The organism is Flavobacterium sp. (genome assembly GCF_036405015.1).
GTDB lineage: Bacteria > Bacteroidota > Bacteroidia > Flavobacteriales > Flavobacteriaceae > Flavobacterium.
In genome coordinates, this window is sequence record NZ_DASWYK010000182.1 from 17,336 (window position 1) to 35,859 (window position 18,524).

Annotated in this window: 10 protein-coding genes; all 10 read left to right on the forward strand. The window is 34.5% G+C overall.

Going from position 1 to position 18,524, the window contains the following annotated elements; genetic code table 11:
• Positions 1-4 precede the first annotated feature (4 nt).
• Positions 5-571 carry a hypothetical protein gene (locus VGE71_RS15410; RefSeq protein WP_331139138.1) on the forward strand — a complete coding sequence of 189 codons (567 nt, stop codon included), beginning with the start codon at positions 5-7 and terminating at the stop codon, positions 569-571.
• 423 nt (positions 572-994) lie between these two features.
• Positions 995-3,166 carry an alpha-N-acetylglucosaminidase gene (locus tag VGE71_RS15415; RefSeq protein WP_331139139.1) on the forward strand — a complete coding sequence of 724 codons (2,172 nt, stop codon included), beginning with the start codon at positions 995-997 and terminating at the stop codon, positions 3,164-3,166.
• Positions 3,167-3,444: 278 nt separating this feature from the next.
• Positions 3,445-6,456, forward strand: a complete 3,012-nt coding sequence (locus VGE71_RS15420; protein ID WP_331139140.1) for a TonB-dependent receptor — start codon at positions 3,445-3,447, stop codon at positions 6,454-6,456.
• 19 nt (positions 6,457-6,475) lie between these two features.
• Positions 6,476-8,089 (forward strand): RagB/SusD family nutrient uptake outer membrane protein, encoded by a 1,614-nt coding sequence (locus VGE71_RS15425; RefSeq protein ID WP_331139141.1) that lies wholly within the window; start codon positions 6,476-6,478, stop codon positions 8,087-8,089.
• A 329-nt stretch (positions 8,090-8,418) separates the two neighbouring features.
• Positions 8,419-10,719: a GH92 family glycosyl hydrolase gene (locus tag VGE71_RS15430; protein ID WP_331139142.1), complete on the forward strand. Its 2,301-nt coding sequence runs from the start codon at positions 8,419-8,421 to the stop codon at positions 10,717-10,719.
• Positions 10,720-10,838: 119 nt separating this feature from the next.
• Positions 10,839-13,106: a GH92 family glycosyl hydrolase gene (locus tag VGE71_RS15435; protein ID WP_331139143.1), complete on the forward strand. Its 2,268-nt coding sequence runs from the start codon at positions 10,839-10,841 to the stop codon at positions 13,104-13,106.
• A 13-nt stretch (positions 13,107-13,119) separates the two neighbouring features.
• Positions 13,120-13,686 (forward strand): hypothetical protein, encoded by a 567-nt coding sequence (locus VGE71_RS15440; RefSeq protein ID WP_331139144.1) that lies wholly within the window; start codon positions 13,120-13,122, stop codon positions 13,684-13,686.
• A 34-nt stretch (positions 13,687-13,720) separates the two neighbouring features.
• Positions 13,721-15,517 (forward strand): hypothetical protein, encoded by a 1,797-nt coding sequence (locus VGE71_RS15445; protein WP_331139145.1) that lies wholly within the window; start codon positions 13,721-13,723, stop codon positions 15,515-15,517.
• Between the two features lie 83 nt (positions 15,518-15,600).
• Complete coding sequence (locus VGE71_RS15450) at positions 15,601-16,452, forward strand: DUF4861 family protein (RefSeq protein WP_331139146.1); 852 nt, start codon at positions 15,601-15,603, stop codon at positions 16,450-16,452.
• A 224-nt stretch (positions 16,453-16,676) separates the two neighbouring features.
• Positions 16,677-18,506 carry a metallophosphoesterase gene (locus VGE71_RS15455; protein ID WP_331139147.1) on the forward strand — a complete coding sequence of 610 codons (1,830 nt, stop codon included), beginning with the start codon at positions 16,677-16,679 and terminating at the stop codon, positions 18,504-18,506.
• Positions 18,507-18,524: the final 18 nt, after the last annotated feature.

Consider the following 18,524-nt stretch of genomic DNA (forward strand, 5'->3'; position numbering starts at 1 on the left):
CAAGATGAAAAATATAATCATAACATTCCTGTTTTTTGCATTTTATCAAACGGGAATAGCTCAAAATTACATTCCGACATTAAAAAATAATACAGAACTGCATTATGTCTGCAAACTTCACGGACAAACCAGAACTTTACAACTTACAGCAGAAACTTCAAATAATACGCTAGCTTTTAAACTCGAAACCAGAGGCGTAAAAAGTAAGATTGTGATGCTTCCAGAAGCTGTCAAAAACGGAACAGATTTGAGTTTTAATCAAGGAGAATCTGCACCTGTTTTAAACTTAAAACCGACAGAAACCTTTTTTATGATTTCGCAGTCTGCTTATCAGGATTTGATAAAAAACGGTTCTTTCCTATATAATAAAACAACCTATGTTTTGGACAAAAACGAAGATCCGAATGGTTTTTCGCTTGACGGAAAAACTGTAGAAGTTTTACATGTAATTGCACAAATCGATGAAACCGAAATGTGGATCATCAAAAATCCAGAGTTTCCATTAATTTGTAAAATCATTAAAAATCCGTTAGGCATTAATCCGACATTAGTAAAAGTAGTCGACAAGTAAGAAGATTTCAGAATAACATAATAATTTAAAGAACAGCGCCCCCAACTGTTCTAGTAGCCCGCCAGTTTTATTTAGTAACGGCGGGCTGCTGCGTTTCTATACTTTGGAGTAAAAGGTCCAAAATATTCTGATTGTCTTTTATTTAGTAAGGTAACATCACTTTATTGAACCACAAAACGTCCCAACTACAGAAAGAATATGTCTATATTTTTGATTGATTTGTCCATTTTAAAAAAATACAGGATGTGTAATTTTATTTTCAATTCAGAAATCAGTTTTTTTTATTTTGAGTTTCTGAATTAGGATTAGTAATTATTAGTAAATTTTTGTTAGTTTTTATTTGAGTGGGAGATTAATGAGAGCGATTAATCTCCCTTATTTTTTATTCATGAATTAAGATAGTTTAATAAATATATGATTTATATGAAAAGTGAGAATTTTAAATTTAAAAAAGGCGATTCCATAAAAAGAGCTGTAATGCTTTCTTTGCTCTTATTTTTTGGTTCGGTTAAAGCATTTTGTCAGAACCAGGAACAGACAAAAAGCGCTTTTGGAGTAATTGAAAGGCTTGTTGGTAATCGAGCCACTGAGTTCGAGTTGAGTATTGTTGAAAACAAGAATAACAAATCGGATTGGTTTGAAATTGAAACTACGGATAATCATGTAAAAATAAAAGCATCAAACAATACTGCAATCTGTTATGCGGCTTATAACTTTCTGAGAGACATTGGAGCCGTTTTAGTAAGTTGGGAAGGAAATAGAGTGAATCTTCCTAAAGCATGGCCGAAATATTCAAAAAAAGGAGATACTCCTTTTCAATATAGAGAATACCTAAATGCCTGCACTTTTGGCTACACAACACCGTGGTGGGACTGGAAACGCTGGGAACAAGAAATCGACTGGATGGCATTGCACGGAATCAATCTTCCGACGGCTATGGAAGGTCAGGAAGCAGCTTGGCAGGAATTATGGAAAGAATACGGTTTGACGAATACACAATTAGCGTCACATTTTGCAGGACCTGCTTATTTACCATGGCAACGAATGGGAAATATTAATAGTTTGGAAGGACCATTGCCACAAGAATGGTTTGTTAAAAAAGAAGAACTTCAAAAGAAAATTTTAGAGAGAATGCGAGCTTTAGACATGCATCCTGTGGTTCCTGCTTTTAGCGGTTATGTTCCAAAAGCTTTCGCCGAAAAACATCCTGAGGCAAAAATCACCGAATTGAAATCATGGTCTGGAGGCGGTTTTGCCAGTACTTTTCTGTTAGATTCAAAAGATCCTCTGTTTAAGAAAATCGGAAAACGTTTTATTGAAATTTATACTAAAATGTATGGAAAGTCTAATTTCTATTTAGCTGATTCTTTTAATGAGATTGAACCTCCGGTTTCTGAACATAATAAATATGAAGAACTTTCAAATTACGGAAGCGCTGTTTATGAAACTATAAATGAAGCACAACCAGGCGCAACTTGGGTGATGCAAGGATGGCTTTTTGGCGATAATAAAGAATTCTGGACCAAAGAAGCAACAAGCGCATTTTTAAGTAAAGTTCCAAATGATAAAGTAATGGTTCAGGATTATGCCAACGACAGGTATAAAGTTTGGGAAACTCAGGAAGCTTTTTATGGCAAACAATGGACTTACGGTTATGTACATAATTATGGAGGATCAAATCCTGTATATGGAGATTTGAGTTTTTATAAAGACGAATTGACCAGTTTACTGAAAAATCCAAACAAAGGAAATGTAGTAGGTTATGGGGCAATGCCTGAAGGTTTAAATAACAATTCAGTTGTTTACGAATATATATATGATCTTCCGTGGAGTAAAGGAGAACAGCCAATAAATGACTGGATGACCAAATATCTAAATGCAAGATATGGTCAAACAACTTCTAAACCTGTAATGCAGGCTTGGGAATTATTACTAGAATCTGTTTATAATGTAAAATACTGGGAAACTCGTTGGTGGAATGATTGGGCTGGAGCGTACTTGTTTTTTAAACGTCCAACAGTCACCATTACAACATTCAAAGGAAATCCTGGAGATAAGAAAAAGTTGAAAGAGGCTTTGGATATTTTAAGTAAAGAAGCAAAAAAGTACGATAAAAAGAATCTTATTCAGTATGATTTAATTGATGTGACAAGACATTATTATTCGCTTTCTATTGATGAAGATTTGATTGAATGTGTAAAAGCCTATCAGAATAAAGACATTTCTAAAGGAGATCAGCTTTTCAAAAAGATAGAAAAACAAGCTTTAGATATCGATAAAGTAATGTCAGGACAACCATTAAATAACGTCGATCAATGGGTGAAATCAGCTTCTGATTATGGAAGTTCGCCTGAAGTTTCTAAGTTATATGCAAAAAATGCCAAAACCTTAATTACGCTTTGGGGCGGAGAAGGTCATTTAAATGATTATGCTTCGAGATCTTGGCAAGGAATGTATAAAGGATTTTACTGGCCAAGATGGAAAATGTTTTTAGAAGCCCTAAAAAAATCAGCTGTAAATAATACTTCATTTGATGAAACCAAAGAAAGAGAATCAATCAAAAATTGGGAAATTAAATGGACAGAACAAAATTAATACAATACTTAATTACGATTAATACGTATATAAACTAAAAATTAACTTATTCTTTTAACTTAAACTTAAATTATGCCAAAAAATACGATATGAAAAAGTACCGAAATCGTTTTATTAGTAAGTATTTGATTATAGAATTTTAGAAAAATAACCTTGCGAAGCCTTACTATCACTGACTTTATAGAAATTATCCATGTTTATGAATAACATGTCCATTTGTTAACATTTCTTTAGCACTAATTTCGTCAATACTATTTAACCAATTAACCAATATCACAATGGAAAAACTTAAACTTTTATTATTAGCCTTCTTCTTTGGCTTCTCAATTAATACCTGGGCACAAAAAACAGAAGTGACCGGTGTAGTTTTAGATGACAAAGGCATTCCACTGCCAGCCGCCAATGTACTAGAGAAAGGTACAACGAATACAGTAACAACAGATTTTGATGGAAAATTTAAATTTTCGGTTTCAAATAAAAATGCAACATTAGTCTTTTCTTTTATTGGATTTGAAGATCAAACTTTAAAATTAGACGGAACAAAATCTAATTATTCAATTAAACTACAATCTGCTACAAATAATCTTGAACAAGTTGTTGTAGTAGGATACGGAAAAGGATCTCGTAAAAACCTGACCACTTCTGTAACTTCTGTTAAAGCAGAAGATTTAAACAGAGGAGCAATTAGTGATGTGGGTCAGCTTTTACAAGGTAAAGTTTCTGGTTTAAATATTTCGTCAAGCGGTGACCCGACAAAAACGGCTTCTGTGGTTTTGCGTGGAGCTTCTACATTAAATAGTTCGCAAGGACCTTTTTATGTAATCGATGGAATTCCGGGAGTTGATATCTCAGTAATCTCTCCGGATGATATTGCAACTATTGATGTTCTTAAAGATGCGGCTGCAACAGCTATTTATGGTAACAGAGCAGCAAATGGAGTTATCATGGTTACAACTAAAAAAGGAAGTAAAGGTAGAACTCAAGTTGCCTATAATGGATATGTAGGTTGGGAAGAAGTTTCAAACAATCTGGATATGATGAATGCAGATCAATTGAGAGCTTTTACAACTAAAAACAATTTGAATTTTACTCCAGAAAATGATAAAGGTGCTAACACAAACTGGCAGAAAGAAATTTTAAGACCAGGACGCGCGGCATCAAGCAGCCACAACTTGTCTATGAGTGGTGGTGGAGATCACGGAAACTATACAGCAAGTATTACTTCTCTTAATAAAGAAGGGGTTTTGCAGAAAAGTGATTTCTCTCGTATCATTGCTCGTTTATCTGTAGAACAATATGCTTTTGATGATAAGGTTAAATTTGGTTTGAATGTTACTAATTCTAGTACAAAATATCAAAATGTACCACAACGTAATACGGTTCTTTTACAAGCAGCAAGTTATCTTCCGATTTCTCCAGTAAAAAATGCTGACGGAAGTTATTTTGAAAATTTTGTTAGTACGGGATATTTTAACCCAGTGGCTTTGATTCAACATGGTACTGATGAAACTAAAACAGATAACCTTGTAGGTAACCTTACTGCAGAAGTAAAACTTCCATTTGGATTTACTTATAATTTAAATTTAGCACATCAGAGATTAACAGCAACTCACGGAGAGTTCTATGATAGTTATTATTCACAATACAATAGTGCGAACTTTTACAACAATCCAGATCCACCTTTGACAAAAACATTGGTTAACTTTGGTGTAAATGGTGCAGCATTAAGAAATTCATATGAGACTAGAAACAATATTATTGAAAGTTTCTTAACTTGGGATAGAACTTTTGGTTCTCATAAAATAAAAGTAGTTGGAGGTTATTCTTGGCAAGAAAATACTTTAGGAGACGGATTCCAAGCTACAACAACGAACTTTCCTGTAGACAATGTTGGATATAACAACTTAGCTTTAAGTAATTATACTTCAGTTAATGGTTATGTAGTAAATTTTGGAGATAGTAAAGCGTATCAAAAAACACGTTTAATTGCTTATTTCGCTCGTTTAAATTACAATTTTAACGATAAATATCTTTTACAAGGATCAATCAGACGAGATGGTGGATCAATGTTTGGAGAAAATAATAGATGGGGATACTTTCCTTCTGTAGGGGGTGCGTGGAGATTAGACAAAGAGAATTTCATGAAAAATCAAAGTTTCTTTAGTGATTTAAAATTACGTGGAAGCTGGGGGGTAACAGGAAACTCATCTGGATTTAATGCTTACACAGCGCAGTTTATCTCTGGAAGTTTAGGAACTTTCTATTATAACGGACAACAAATTGGAGCTTACGGACCTAACCAGGCAGCTAACCCTGATTTGAAATGGGAAAAAACAGCGACAGCAAACATTGGACTTGATTTCTCTATCTTAAAAGGAAAAGTAACAGGTTCTGTTGACGTGTACGACAAGAAAACAACAGACATGATTTTCAACTACAATGTGAATCCAGTATTAGTACCAGTAGGATCAATTGTAGCAAATGGAGGAACAATGTCTAATAAAGGTATTGAGGTTAGCTTAAGCACAACTCCTGTAAAAACTGCAGATTTCAGCTGGACAACTAACCTGAACTTAGCTCATAACAAAAATGAGATTGTGAAATTAACTAGTCCATTCTTTGTTGGAGGAGATTCAATTCGTCGTGTACAACCTGACGGAGGCGGACAAACAGGAAGTACTTTACAAATCTTTAAAGAAGGAAAACCTCTAGGACAATTCTTTACATTGAAATATGCAGGAAAAAATGCTGCCGGAGTTTCTCAGTATTATGACAAAAATGGTGATTTGACTACTACACCACAAATTGGAGTAGATTATCATTATGCAGGAAGCGCACAACCAAAATTATTAGTAGGATGGGCAAATAATTTTCAATACAAAAAATTTGATTTAAGTATTTTCTTCAGAGGAGTATTTGGAAACAAAATTTTCAATGCAACTCGTGCAGATTTATTCAGACCAAGTACAGCAATGACCACTAATATTTTAGTTGATGCTGGAAATGAGTCACCAAACGACTTAAACGCTTATAGATACTCAGATCGTTTTATAGAAGACGGTAGTTATGTAAGATTAGACAACATGACTTTAGGATATAATTTTGGTAAAGTAGGAAGGTACATTAGTGGTATACGTATTTATCAAACCATAAACAATGTATTTGTAATTACTAAATACAAAGGAATTGATCCAGAAGTTGAACAAGGAGGAACAGCTCCAGGTGTAGATTCAAATAACTTCTATCCAAAGACCAGAACGTATATGTTCGGTTTAAATGTGATGTTCTAAAAATTAAATGCTAAAAATTATGAAAAAGATATTAAAATATTTAGGGCTTCCGGTACTTATGGCCGGTTTAGTATGGTCTTGTGATGATCTTGATGTGCCTATTACAACCCAATTGACACCTGAAGTATTTCCTCAGAATTCAACACAATATATTCAGACAACCGGACCTGTTTATGCAGCTTTCCGTGGTGAGTTTTCATTCGCTTGGTGGTGGTCACAATCTTTATCTACAGATGAGGCTATTTTACCAGCAAGAGGAGGTAACTGGTTTGATAACAGAAACTATATTGCCATGCACTTTCACGATTGGAATGCCGATAACGGTATTGTAGGAAGTCTTTGGGACTGGTCATCTAAAGTAATCGGAACCAGTAATCAGGCGATTTCAATTTTAAGACAAACAATGCCTGAAGGTGCAGATAAAAAGACTTTGATTTCGGAGTTAAAAACAATGCGTGCTATTTCCTATTTCATGTTAATGGATAGCTACGGAGATGTACCTTTGGATACTGTATATGGTGATTTTACATCGCATGCTAAAACACCAAGAAGAGAAGTATTTAATTTTATTGAAAGCGAATTAAAAAGCGCGGTTCCTAATTTAAATCCTGCTTCAGGAGTTGCAACTTACGGAAGACCAAACAGACAAACAGCTAATGCAATGTTGGCTAAATTGTACTTGAATGCCGACGTATATACAGGAACACAACGTTATAATGACTGTATTGCAGCTTGTGATCAGGTAATTAATTCAGGTTTGTATGCTGTTGAGCCAAGAGCAACTTATTTGCAAATGTTTTATCCAACTAACGGACCATTGATGAAAGAGTTCATCTTTGCAGTTCCTTACGATCCGGCAGCGGTTACAGTTGGTTTCAACGGGCAAATGTATCATGCACGTTATGATGTGCCTCGTTCTGAAAGAACAAAATTTGGACTTCCTTTCACGCCAAGTGCACCAAGAAGTACACTTCCTGAATTTTACGCTTACTTCAATGATGTAAATGATATTCGTAACAGACAATGGCTTACAGGACTTCAATTTATGAATGATGGTGTTACACCAGTAACCGTTACTACAACTAAAAAAGGATACGATCAGTTTTATACAGGAGCTGATGGTGGTGCAGCGTATACGTATCAGGTAAATTTAACACCAGATATTATTCCTCGTCAAAGTGTTCCTTTGTTTGACCTAGGAAACGACGAAATTGCTTGGAATATGGGATATAGAAATATTAAATTCTATCCAGATGCAACTTCAACAAACCGTAATCAAAAGAACGACGTTCCTTTCTTAAGATATTCAGATATTCTTTTAATGAAAGCAGAATCAATCCTACGTGGGGGAACTGTTACTTTAGGACAAAGTTCAGATGCATTAGTAAATATGGTTCGTTCTAATCGTACAACATCTGCAGCTTTAAGCGGTGTAACTTTAGAAGAACTTTACAAAGAAAGAAGCCGTGAATTTACATGGGAAGCTTGGCATAGAAATGATATGATTCGTTTTGGAAAATATGAAGGATCATGGGGATACAAAACCAATGCAGATGTTTACCGTAGAGTTTTCCCAATTCCAACAAACGCGATGGTCTTAAATCCGGCTCTTACTCAGAATGACGGATATTAAAAAATAAGAATTTAGTTAAGTACGCATTGTAACCATTTAATTTTAAAAAGGAGAGGAGCGTCAAAAATCCTCTCCTTTTTTACTAAAAAGAAAACTGGTTTTTATTTGCTCATGAGAGCCAGTTCAGTTTCAGTTTCATTTTTGAATGAACAAAGCTTAATTGAATGCCGTTTCATAAAGCAAGGAAAGATTAAGCTTTGTAACATTCTATCAATTTGAGAATAAGTAATTCTCACTTAAATCCTATTGACTTATATTTTCGATTTAGCAATAAATCAATACAAACACAATCCAGTCTAAAAACCATTGCCCATCAACAAACAGAATAAATGGAATTAAAGAAAATCTTAAAAATAGGACGTATTGGAATAGGTTTAACGCTTATTTTTTTAGTGTCATGCAACGCCCAGAAAGCAGTTTCTTTACAAAAGAAGCAAATCTCAGATCTGGTATATCCGTTGTTGGACACTGAAAATTCAAGATGGTTTTACTTCTCTTCTGCAAGTCGTCCGTTTGGAATGGTAAATCTAAATCCCGACACCGAGATCAAAGGGGATTGGGGAGGTGGTTATAAATATACTACAGATACAGTAAAAGGTTTTAGCCACGTTCACGAATGGCAGTTATCGGGTGTGTCGGTAATGCCTGTAACAATTTCAACAAAAAACAAAGCAGGTATTTTTAAAGACTTTTATTCAAAATTCAGTCATAAAACAGAAATTATAACGCCAGGATATCATTCCTTAAAATTAGACAGATATCAAATACAAACAGAATTAACCAGCACGCCAAGAGTCGGTTTTCATAAATATACTTTTCCAGCAAAGGCACAAAAAGCAGTTCTTTTTAATTTGAATACGGTTTTAGGGCCTTGTGACAATACGAATGGGAAATTAGAAAAAAGCAACGATTACGAACTTTCAGGTTCATTAGTTTTAAGTACCAATTTCAGACGTCCAAAACCGTTGACTGTATTTTTTAAAGTTAAAACAAAACAGCCAATTGCTTCTGTTGAAAAAGACAACACGACGGGCAATTATTTGGTTTATTTTAATGAAAAAACACCAACGATATTGATGAAAGTCGGGATTTCGTATACTTCGGTTGAGAATGCCAATAATAATATACAAACCGAATTACCAGATTGGGACTTTAACAAAACAGTTAGTGATTCCAAAAAAGAATGGAGTGATTTATTAGGAAGAATAAAAATTGAAGGAGGAACAGCAACCGATCAAAGAAGATTTTACACCGATCTATGGCATGCCCTGCAAGGGAGAAAAACGATCAGTGATGCAAATGGAGCCTATCCTGATAATACAGGGGACAAATTCAGGGTGGGACATTTGCCATTAAATGCAGACGGAAAACCAAAATTCAACCATTACAATTCAGATGCTTTTTGGGGCGCACAATGGACGATCAACAATCTTTGGGGATTAGTTTATCCTGAAATTATGGAAGAATTTGTGTATTCATTAATGCAATATTACAAAGACGGGGGAATCATTCCGCGTGGGCCTTCAGGAGGTAACGATACATATGTAATGACAGGAGCTTCAACGACACCTTTTATTGTTAGTGCCATTCAGAAAGGAATTGTAAAAGAAAATTTAGAAGATATTTATATCGCGCTCAAAAAAAATCATATGCCTGGCGGTATCATGGAAAAAGCGGGCTATGAACACAATACCAATATTGGTGGTGGATTAAAATATTATCTAGATAAAGGTTATGTGCCGTATCCGCTTCCAGAAGGTAATTTTGGAAGTCACGAAGACGGAGCCAGCCAGACTTTGGAAAATGCTTATCAGGATTGGACTTTAGCGCAATTGGCAAAAAAACTAAACCACGAAGAGGATTATCAATATTTCATGAAAAGAGCCAAAAACTATCAGAATGTTTTTGATCAATCTATTGGATGGATGCGTCCGAAAAATGTAGAAGGAAAATGGCGTGAAAATTATGATCCGTACCAATATGAAAACGGTTTTATAGAAGCAAATGGAGCGCAATCAACTTGGTTTGTACCACATGATATTGATGGTTTGGCCGATTTAATGGGAGGAAAAGAAAAAGCAGTTACTAAATTAAATCAACAGTTTGAAACTGCTAAAAAGCAAAATTATACTTCTGGTACATCTCATGATGCAGAATTGCACCCAGAGTTCAGCCGAATTCCGGTCAATTTTGGAAATCAGCCTTCTATGCAGACTTCGAATATTTTTACATTATTAGGAAGACCAGATTTAACGCAATATTGGACCAGAAATGTTGTAAAAGCAACTTTCAGCGGATTATCACCAGCAACAGGTTATAATGGCGACGAAGATCAAGGACTAATGGGAAGTTTGAATGTTTTACTAAAATTAGGTTTATTTCAAATGAATGGAGGAACAGACAAAGATGCTGTCTATCAAATTGGAAGTCCGATCTTCAATAAAATTTCAATTGATTTAAATCCGAAATATTATACAGGAAAAACATTTGTCATTAAAGCCAATAATAACAGTCCTGAAAATGTGTATATAAAAGACATTAAATACAACAATAAAGAGGTAAAAGATTTTACACTGTCGCATCAGGAAATTACCAATGGAGGCGAATTAGTTTTAGAAATGTCGAAGTAAAATTTTCTGCCACAGATTCCACAGATTAAACGGATTACTTTCAATCGTAGTAAAAAATCATTTTAATCCTTTTAATCAGTGGCAAAAAAAAAAATTAGTTCTTAAAGAAAAGATAAGTAATGAAAATATACGGTAAAAATATACTTTTAGGAATATCATTTTTGTTTACAATATTCATCAACGCTCAAACCGTTCATCAATATGTCGATCCAATGATTGGTTCCGAAGGCGTGGGGAGAGTTTTTATTGGTCCGTCATGTCCTTACGGAATGGTAAAACCAAGTCCAGATTGTACTTCAAGTCCGAACAGCGGTTGGCTTCCAATGCCTAAAGAAGTGACAGGATTCAGTCAGGTTCACGTGAGCGGAACAGGCGGAGGCCCGAAATACGGAAATATATCCATAATGCCGTTTTCTGGAGCTTTAGATAAGATGGATCAGACTTCTTTCAGAGCAGAAGAAAACGTGAAATTGGGTTATTATGAAACGATTTTCAAGGAAAACAACATTAAAACTGAAATCACGACAGGCGAAAAAGTTTCATTTTACAGAATAACTTATCCAAAAAATAAATCAAAAGAATTAAAAATTGATCCAGGATTTTTCTTGGGAGAAGAAAAGATTCCAGATGCCAGAGAAGCACAACAGTTTGTAGGTTCTCAGATTGAAATTGTTTCAGATACCGAAGTAAGAGGTTACAGCAGAATTCGCGGAGGATGGAACAACGGACGCGCTTACACCGTTTATTTCTGGGCGGTTTTCGATCAGCCAATTGCAAAATTTGTCACTTTTAAAGACGGAAAATTTTATAATGAAAAAGGACAGTTTGATTCAGGAAAGAAAACTGGGGCATTATTTTCTTTCGGAAACTCTGGAAAAGAAGAATTAAATGTCAAAATCGGAATTTCATTTTTAAGCGAATTAAAAGCGAAAAATAATATAGAAGTCGAAATTCCACATTGGAATTTTAATACTGCTTTAAGCACTTTAGAAAATAAATGGGAAGACTTATTAAGCCGAATCAAATTATCGGATGATACTTCTGTAGAGTACAGAAAAATGTTCTACACGGGATTGTATCATACGATGATTATGCCTGTAAACCGAACAGGAGAAAATCCGTTATGGACCAACGACGAGCCGTATTATGATGATTTTTATACGATTTGGGACACCTTTAGAACTTCAAGTCCGTTAATCACATTGATTGACAGCAAACGAAAAGTAGATATTATCAATGCAATGCTTAATATTTACAAACGTGAAGGTTATATGCCAGAGGGAAGAAGCGGTAACGACAACGGAAGAACTCAAGGAGGATCTAACGCTGAGGTTGTAATTGCCGATGCTTTTGTGAAAAATCTGAAAGGAATAGATTATGAACTGGCTTTACAGGCCATGATTAAAGATGCTACAGTTCCACCTGGAGGAAATGAAGAACGAGAAGGACGTGGCGGACTTATAGATTATCTAAAATTGGGATACGTTCCTTACGGCACCGATCGCGCAGGAAACCGAACTATCGATTATTCATACAATGATTATAATATTGCGACAGTAGCCAAAGGTTTAGGAAAAACAGAACTGTACAATCAATACATAAAACAAGCTGAAAACTGGCAGAATTTATGGCGTCCAGACTATGAAAATAACGGAGCAAAAGGATTTATTATGCCAAAAGACAAAGATGGAAATTGGCTGGATGATGTCGTTTTTGGAGAATCTAAAATCCAGAAACCGACTTTTAAATACACCCCTGTTATCATCGAATCACCTTGGTATGTTTGCCATTGGTGCGTGTTTTTCTATGAAGGAACTTCTTGGGAGTATTCATTTAGTTTGCCACATGATGTTCCAGAACTGATAAAAAAATCGGGCGGTGAAAAGGCTTTCAAAAAAAGATTGGATATTTTCTTTGACAACAACTTATTTAACGTTGCCAACGAACCTTCATTCTTAACACCTTGTTTGTACCACTGGATTGGGAAACCATATTTGAGCAGTGAGAGAATCAGAACGATTATCAAGGATAATTTCAACACTTCAAGAGAAGGACTTCCAGGAAACGACGATTCTGGAGCAATGTCTTCGTGGCTCGCTTTCCACATGATGGGATTGTATCCAAATGCTGGACAGCCTTATTATTTAATCAATACGCCTTTGATAAAAGAAACAGTTATGAAATTAGAAAATGGTAAAAGTTTTAAAATCACGACTAAAAAAATGACTGATAAAAACAGATACATCAAAACGGCTTTATTAAATGGAAAACCATACAATAAAGCATGGATTTTACATGATGATATTAACAATGGTGGAGAACTGATTTTAGAAATGGATTCAAAACCTTCAGCTTGGGGAACTACAATTTTACCACCAGCAAAATAAAACGATAAACAAGATGAAAAATATACTTTTAATGATCCTTTTCTGCATTGTTTATCAGAAAGGAATTTCTCAGAACTACATTCCAACATTAAAAAATAATACAGAACTGCATTATGTCTGTAAGCTTCACGGACAAACAAGGACCTTAAAGCTTACCGCCGAAACTTCAAATAATACGCTAGCTTTCAAAATAGAAACCAGAGGCGTAGATGGCAAAATCGTCATGCTTCCTGAAGCATTAAAAAACGGAACTGCATTAAGTTTTAATCAAGGAGAATATGAACCCGTTACAAACTTAAAACCAACCGAAACATTTTTTATGATTTCGCAGTCGGCTTATCAGGATTTGATCAAAAAGGGTTCTTTCGTTTATAACAATACAACTTATGTTTTGGATAAAAGTGAAGACAAAAATGGAGTTTCTATTGATGGAAAAACCATAGATGTACTGCATGTAAAAGCTCAGATTGACGAAACCGAAATGTGGATTCTAAAAAATCCAGAGTTTCCTTTGATCTGTAAAATCATCAAAAATCCGTTAGGAATTAATCCAACATTGGTAAAAGTTGTAGACAAATAAAGAGTTATATTTTTTCATTAATAAAGAAAGTATCATGAAACATCATATGAGCCGTGGGGAATTCATCAGATTGAGCAGTTTGTCGTTAGGAGGTGTTTTAATGAGCAATACGCTTTTAGCAAATGATTTTTTTGCAAATGAGATAGCTTCAAAAGAAGATCTTCAATTAATGAAAAAACTAATTCAGAACAATGATGCAAAAGTCAAAAGTTTACTGAACCAGCCATCACAAGATCCGTCTATCAGAATAAGTAATTTTCGAGGCATTGCAAATACTATAACTGTAATGTCTGCTTCTTTATGTAATTATGGTTCAGTATATTATAAGTCTCCCATTTTAGTCGAAAAAATGAATGAGGCAATAAATATTTTGTTGAAAGATCAATATAGCGACGGAACTTTAGACGCAGGAGGAAATAGACAATCTCCGCCTGATACCGCTTTTATTTTAGAATATATATGTCCAGCCGCAGTTTTATTAAACAAAAGTAAACAGCGAGATTTGACAGAACTTCGCGAAAAAATAAAGAAATTCATTCTAAATGCGGGCGAAGCAATGATAACAGGAGGTGTGCATACGCCAAATCATCGATGGGTTATTTGCGCCGCTTTAGCGAATATTAATTCACTTTATCCAGATGTTCGATATGTGAACCGAATTGATGAATGGCTTGCTGAAGGAATCTATCTTAACGAAGACGGCCATTATTCGGAACGAAGCGGTATTTATTCGGCTGTAATAGATAAAGCTTTAATTACGATGGCAAGATTACTAAAGAGACCGCAATTGCTGGAAATCGTAAACAAAAACCTGATTACTTATTTTTATTATACCGAAACAAACGGCGATTTGGTTACGGTCGATTCGAAAAGACAGGACCAGTTTATGGCTTTAAAAGTGACAAAATTTTACTGGCAATATCGTTATATGGCTATTCGTACCAATAATCCGATGTTTGTTTATATGGTAAATCTGATTGAGAAACTTCCAGAATTTACAAGTGATATTTTATCAGATTCGCTGGCTTTTTTTATGGAAAATGAAACGCTTCAAAAACAAGTTCCTACTGAAAGCAATGTTGCAAATGATTTCGAAAAGTTTTTTGTTCTTTCGAATTTAGCAAGAATCAGAAGAGAGAAAACTTCCATTACGTTGTTTGGAGGAAACGACCAGCCAGTTCAAATTGTATCAGGAAGGTCATCAAATCCTAATTTTTTAATGTTTAGAAAAGGAGAAGCGATTTTAAAATACATGCGCCTTTCCACTTCCTTTTTTAGAATGGGATATTTCAGCAGTAACGGAATCGTAAAAGAAGGAAACAAATACATTTTGACCGAAACCAAAGAAGCAGATTATTATCAGCCTCTTGCCACTCAATATCAAAAATCAGATGGAGATTATAAATTATCGGAATCACCAGACGGAAGATTTTGGAACAAAATGGATTTTGAGTCGAGAACAAAAAGCAATGTCAAAAAACAAATTACAGTAATTGAGATTACCGAAAATAACGGAGCCTTAAGTTTAGATTTTAAAGTAGATGGACCGCCAAATGTGGAAGTAACCATCGAAATGTGTTTCAATGAAAAAAGTATTGTAAGTGGCGCAATAACAGATGAAAAGAATAATTATTTCCTGAAAACCAGTTTTGGAGAAGTTGCTGAAGCTGGAGATTCCATAAAATTTGGCCCAGGAAAATGCGAACATTTTAATATCGAAAACCTCGAAAGTGAGCAATATACCTATCATCAGGGAAGTTTACGAACCAATGGAGAGCATGTTTACATAACCGGATTCACACCTTTTCATCATCAGATGACAATTTCTTAAGATTAAATTGAAATTCTTGGTAGATTATAAAAGTTGTTTTTAAATTTACGGAAATTACATCTAACCTATAATATTTAAAAATTATGAAATTATCTATCGTAGCCTCTTTACTTTTCTGCGGCATTTGTTTAGGACAAAATAATACAGACACTAGTTTGTATATGAAGTCTGATAAAATTACTTATTTAACAGATATTGGCTCAGAATCAGGGGATTTATATAAAACGATTGGGCACCACGGCCCAGCAGTTGAAAACGAGTGGATGGCATTGCGAATTTATTTCAGTGATAAAGTAGCTATCGATGTGTACAATAAAGCAAAACAAGGTCTGGAATTAAAAAAAGCAAATTGGTACCCAACACCAGAACAGCAAAAAGAAGGATGGGGAGCAGATTATTATAAAGTAGCATCGACTGTAGGTTTAGGAGGTGTAAAACTTTGGGATGGAGAAAAATTAGTACCGTTAAATCCGGTAACGAATCGTTTGGCTCGTGTGGGTAAAACAGAAAATACTTCTTGGATGGAGATGATTTCAAGAGGCGTTCCATACAAAGGAAAAAAAGTAGATATTTTAGTTCGCGTAACTGTGTTTTCTGGAAAAAGAGAAGCAAAAGTAGAGGCGGTTTCTTTAACTGGAGAAAAAGTACAATTTGCAACTGGAATCAATTACTTTAAAGATTTTGGAGTAAAAAAAGGAGCGAACTATATCGCAGTTTGGGGAAAACACCCAGAAGACGTAGCAGCAGAAATTGTTGAAGTTGGTGCAGCAATTAAATATAATCCAAAAGATTATGAAAAAACGACAGACGATGGAACACAATATTTATTGATTTCAAAACCTGCCAAAAACTTAGAGACTACCATTGTATCTTCATGTGCAAGAGAAACAGAATTGAATACTTTAGATAAATTGGAGGCATTTATTAAAAAATAATTGAATTATCCTTTAAGCAAGGACGCGGACTAAACGGATTTACTTCGTAAAGACGCGGATAAAAACGGATAATCTATTTATATTTTTAAAAAGATTAATAAAAATCCGTTTTTATCCGCGTCTTCGCGTTAGCGAATCTGTTTAATCCGCGTCTGATTTTACAGGTTTTCTATTTTTAAAAATAGGACAAATAACGGATAATCATAAAATTAAAAACAAATTACATGTTTAGAATATCGGCTATATTAGTACTTTTATTTTTTTTATATTCCTGCAAATCACAGCAGACTTCAAAAAAAGAAATTCAGATTGCTTTTATAGCCGATGCTCATTTACAGGATATTTATGCCAAATTTGAAGACAGCGATTATCAGGGAATTCCAAATCCGGTAACGGGAGAATATGCGAATATTCGAACCATGAATTCGCAGTTGCATTCGACTAGAATTTTCAATGAAAATTATTTTGCCTTTTTAGAAGCTTTAAATGACATTGTAAAAAGAGGCATTAAACAAGTCGTACTTCCAGGCGATTTTAGCGATGACGGACAGCCTGTTCACGTTCGCGGATTACGAAAAATTCTAAATGAATATTCCACGAAATACGGACTTTCATTCTTTGTTACTACAGGAAATCATGATGTGGTAAAACCTTTTGCACAAGATGCTGTTAAAACCGATTTTTTAGGAAAAGACGGAAAAGAGCAGATTATCAGCAGTTCGCCAAACAATTTCGATAAAAGTAAAAGTGAACTCGAACCGATTATTACTGCCGATATAAAAAACTGGGGTTACAAAGAAACAATTCACGAAATGAGAGATTTTGGTTTTTTTCCAAAGAAAACCGATTTGTATTGGGAAACTCCTTTTTCAACTTACACTTATGAAAATTACAATTTTGACATAGCTCAAAAAGAATCCGATTTAGAAAAAAGAACGTATCTAATCAAGAATACCAATTTGTATCTTCCCGATGCGAGCTATTTGATTGAACCCGTAAAAGGAGTTTGGCTTTTGGCAATTGATGCAAATGCTTATGTTCCGAATGAGAAATTATCGGGTGAACCAAATAATCCTAAAGATTTTTCGGGAGCGAATACAGGGTATAATAACGTTCTGATTTATAAAAGTCATTTGATTAATTGGGTGAAAAAGGTTTCCGCGGAAGCGAAACAAAAAGGAAAAGTACTGATTGCTTTCAGTCATTATCCGATGGTGGAATTTAATGATGATGCTTCGCCAGAATTAAAAGCGCTTTTTGGAGCCAACAAAATGCAATTGCAAAGAGTTCCAAACGAAGAAGTAGCACAACAATTTGCCGATGCCGGAATTCAAATTCATTTTGGTGGACACATGCACATCAACGATACAGGAGTTCGAACAACAACAAAAGCAAATACGTTGTTTAATATTCAAACGCCATCGCTTTCCGCTTACATGCCCGCTTATAAAATTTTAACGATTCATTCTCCTTCTGAACTTGAAGTAGAAACGATTGTGGTGGGTAAAGTGGCTAAATTCAATAGTTTATTTCCTTTTTATGAACAGGAATATGCTCATTTAAAAAATAGTAAAAGCAATACGATTTGGGATAAAGAAATTTTAAAAGCGAATGATTATAAGGAATTTACCAATTGGCATTTAAAAGAATTGGTTCGCTTAAGATTCTTGCCTGAAGATTTTCCGACTGATTTTTTAAAATCGATTGAGAAACTTTCTGGAAGGGAATTATTAGAAATAAATAAAAATCCGCAAGAAGTTTTTAAAGATTTGAAAGAGAATTCGCTAACACTTTCTGATTTTGAATCGTGGACAGGATTTGATATGATTTACGATTTTTACCGCTTAAAAAGTGCCGATGAATTGGCGATTCCAGAAATTGGAAGCAAAAGACTAAAGCAATACAATTTGATATGCAAGCAGTTAAAAAAATCAAATGACTCGAAACTGGTTTTATGGGCAGAAATATTTCTTAAGACTATGAATGGCGAGCCTTCCGATCATTTTAAAATTAATCTGAAAAAAAATAAGATTGATAATTTATCTGTTAAATAATTTTGATATTTATTAAAT

Excerpts from the sequence above, each read along its gene's own strand:
- VGE71_RS15430 (WP_331139142.1), top strand. The coding sequence starts at position 8,419 with ATGGAATTAAAGAAAATCTTAAAAATAGGACGTATTGGAATAGGTTTA.
- VGE71_RS15420 (WP_331139140.1), top strand. The coding sequence starts at position 3,445 with ATGGAAAAACTTAAACTTTTATTATTAGCCTTCTTCTTTGGCTTCTCA.
- VGE71_RS15455 (WP_331139147.1), top strand. The coding sequence starts at position 16,677 with ATGTTTAGAATATCGGCTATATTAGTACTTTTATTTTTTTTATATTCC.
- VGE71_RS15445 (WP_331139145.1), top strand. The coding sequence starts at position 13,721 with ATGAAACATCATATGAGCCGTGGGGAATTCATCAGATTGAGCAGTTTG.
- VGE71_RS15435 (WP_331139143.1), top strand. The coding sequence starts at position 10,839 with ATGAAAATATACGGTAAAAATATACTTTTAGGAATATCATTTTTGTTT.
- VGE71_RS15440 (WP_331139144.1), top strand. The coding sequence starts at position 13,120 with ATGAAAAATATACTTTTAATGATCCTTTTCTGCATTGTTTATCAGAAA.
- VGE71_RS15450 (WP_331139146.1), top strand. The coding sequence starts at position 15,601 with ATGAAATTATCTATCGTAGCCTCTTTACTTTTCTGCGGCATTTGTTTA.
- VGE71_RS15425 (WP_331139141.1), top strand. The coding sequence starts at position 6,476 with ATGAAAAAGATATTAAAATATTTAGGGCTTCCGGTACTTATGGCCGGT.
- VGE71_RS15415 (WP_331139139.1), top strand. The coding sequence starts at position 995 with ATGAAAAGTGAGAATTTTAAATTTAAAAAAGGCGATTCCATAAAAAGA.
- VGE71_RS15410 (WP_331139138.1), top strand. The coding sequence starts at position 5 with ATGAAAAATATAATCATAACATTCCTGTTTTTTGCATTTTATCAAACG.